The sequence below is a fragment of the Okeania hirsuta genome (assembly GCF_003838195.1).
GTDB classification, from domain to species: domain Bacteria; phylum Cyanobacteriota; class Cyanobacteriia; order Cyanobacteriales; family Microcoleaceae; genus Okeania; species Okeania hirsuta.
Genome location: NZ_RCBY01000542.1, coordinates 1 through 1796, shown reverse-complemented (window position 1 = coordinate 1796; position 1796 = coordinate 1). Strand labels below are relative to the sequence as shown.

At 32.2% G+C, this 1796-nt stretch carries 2 protein-coding genes; both read left to right on the top strand.

Translation table 11 applies throughout. The annotated features are described in order from the left end of the window. Nucleotides 1–153: 153 nt before the first annotated feature. On the top strand, nt 154–267 hold the full coding sequence (locus D5R40_RS43300; protein WP_161564675.1) for a hypothetical protein: 114 nt from the start codon (nt 154–156) through the stop codon (nt 265–267). Continuing rightward, complete coding sequence (locus D5R40_RS32650) at nt 218–691, top strand: tetratricopeptide repeat protein (protein ID WP_124146891.1); 474 nt, start codon at nt 218–220, stop codon at nt 689–691. The genes D5R40_RS43300 and D5R40_RS32650 overlap by 50 nt, the downstream gene beginning before the upstream one ends. The last annotated feature ends 1105 nt before the right edge of the window (nt 692–1796 follow it).

Genomic DNA, 1796 nt, shown 5'->3' with positions numbered 1-1796 from the left:
ATTATCATTTTCTTTGTGGGTTTAATACCCCACCGTCTACACGGTGTTCAAAATTCCCAGGGATGAAATCCCCATGTAATTTTCCTCCTGTCTCCATCTCCTGTCTCCTGTCTCCTTCTTCAAGCTAAACTTTATTTTGAAAAAGCTCTAAAATTGGAACCTGATAATGTTAAAACTCTTACTAGCTATGCTATTGCTTTAATAGAATTAGGCAAATTTGAAGAATCTTGTAAATTTTTTGAGAAATCATTTAAAGTTAGAAGATAATAACTATATACGATACAAATATGCAACAGCACTAGAAGAATCAGGCCAATATCAACCAGCAATTGAACAACTAGAAAAAATTAATTTAACTGATTTATTACAATACCATGCCAATGTAATTCGACTAACACTAGGAAGACTATATTATTCTATTAAACAACCAAAAAAAGGCGGTCAATATTTCGATGAAGCAGTTGATAATTATGACGATCAAGAAAAAACTTTACTCTACAGTGCCAAAAGTATTTTAGCTAATAACTCTGATCACAAAAAAGCTATAGAAAAGCTAGACGAAATTGCTCAACACTCACCTCGTTATGCTGATGCTTTAAAAAAGTTAACTCTTAACTTAACCTCAGAAGAATATTTCGATATAATTGATCCCAAAATTAAGTTAGAAGATACGGAAATGCTTAACGAATAAATGTATCATAGTATCATAAAATAGGCAACGAAATTGCTATTTTAAAAAGTATTGCTTACCGTATTTTAAGGAACTATCAAGACAAAAATTTAATTTTAAATGACATTATTGAAAAAATTGAAAAATTAGTAGAAAACATTGCCGAACGGAGATAAACACAACAATACAAAATATACAAAATTACTGAAGGTCATTACCAAGAAATCCTATCTGTTATTTCTAAAACTGCCCATGATATTTCTGACTTTTTCAATAATGAATTAGCAGTTATTAAGTCAAAAACTCGTCGGGTGATCCGTAAAATTGGTAGTGAATACAAAAACTATTCCCAGTTTGAAAAACTTTGAACTCAACTAGAATTAACTGAAGCTGCTTTGAGCGATTTGAAAGCAATAAATAAAGGTATAGCTATTAAAAATCAACACTTTCTAGTGAAAAAAATATTTGAAAAATGGCAAGTTAATCCAAAAATTTAAAATACATAAATTCAATGATCAATTATTAATGGTGACTCAGAATCTTATGGAGATGAAGAAAAAATCAAAAGTTTTTTAAATGAAATGGTGGAAAATTCTCTAATATCATGTTCGGACGGGTCAGTTATAAATAAAATTTAAGGACTGACAATACCGACAGTACCAAATAAATACTGAAATTATCAATACCCCCAATACCAATATTTCCTCTTTTTCTCCTTTCTTCCCTCCTGAGGAGGTGACTTCCCCTCCTGGGAGGGGGAGGGGCGAGGGGTGGGTTGACTCCTGAGGACTCACAACAGTTATTTATAAGTATTCAACCGTTAGCGTAGCTCCCCCGGAGGGGGAACATGATATAAAACATAATTCATACCAACAACATTTAATTATCAAAATGAAATCTCAAGATATTATTAAAGCTAAAGGTATCATAGGTCAGAGTATCCCTGGAGAAAAAAATATTTATTAATAGAATTTTCTGACAATTGTAAAGGTATTCCTGAAAATCAAAATTGAAGAAGGAGACAGGAGACAGGAGACAGGAGACAGGAGAAAAATTACATGGGGATTCTCACCCCAAGTAATTTTGAACACCGTGTAGACGGTGGGGTATTAAACCCACAAAGAAA